This window comes from Pseudoalteromonas sp. RB2-MNA-CIBAN-0110 (genome assembly GCF_040309305.1).
In the GTDB taxonomy this organism is placed as follows: domain Bacteria; phylum Pseudomonadota; class Gammaproteobacteria; order Enterobacterales; family Alteromonadaceae; genus Pseudoalteromonas; species Pseudoalteromonas arctica.
This window is the reverse complement of the sequence record NZ_JBEOOQ010000099.1, coordinates 1-612: the sequence shown is the minus strand read 5'-3', so window position 1 is coordinate 612 and position 612 is coordinate 1. Positions and strand designations below refer to the sequence as shown.

1 pseudogene is annotated in these 612 nt (G+C 43.6%); it reads right to left on the bottom strand.

What is annotated here, in order from left to right:
• Positions 1-612 (bottom strand): annotated as a pseudogene (locus tag AAEY68_RS20700) (hypothetical protein); the annotation flags it as partial.

The window sequence follows — 612 nt, the reverse complement described above, 5'->3', positions numbered from 1 at the left end:
ACAACTGTGTCGTTATTGCTATCTGTAAAGGTGACTGTCGCGGTTTGGTTTGTATCGGCTTCTTCTATTACACCGTTTACTACCACGCTTGATTGCTCTGCGCTATTAATAACGTTGTCGCCACCGGTTGCTGCAATAATGCTGGTAACGGCTGTTTGGTCAATAATTGCGGTATCTTGGCTGGTTGCTGTATTGCCAGCTAAGTCGCTTACTGTAGCTATGGCTGTAATTTCACCATCGTTAAAGGCTGATAAATCCTTATCTGAAATTGTATACGCTTCACCAGTCACTGTTGCAGTAAAGGTTTTAGTTGTTGTGCCATCGGTTACTGTTACTGTTACCGTACGACCATCCTCTACACCAACCGCTGTGCCTGTAATTGTTACAGCTGAGCTTTCGCCATTGCCGTTAATAACGTTATCGGCTGTATCTTGTATTTCAACGGTTACATTGGCGTTGGTGTCTTTGGTTAGTGTTGCGGTATTTACCGCTTCATTACCGGCGTTATCAAATACGCTAACACTTACTGTTACGTCTCCATCTGCAAGTGAGCTTATATCTTCGTCACTTACTTCCCATGTGCCATCGGCATTTATGGTTACATTATCAACG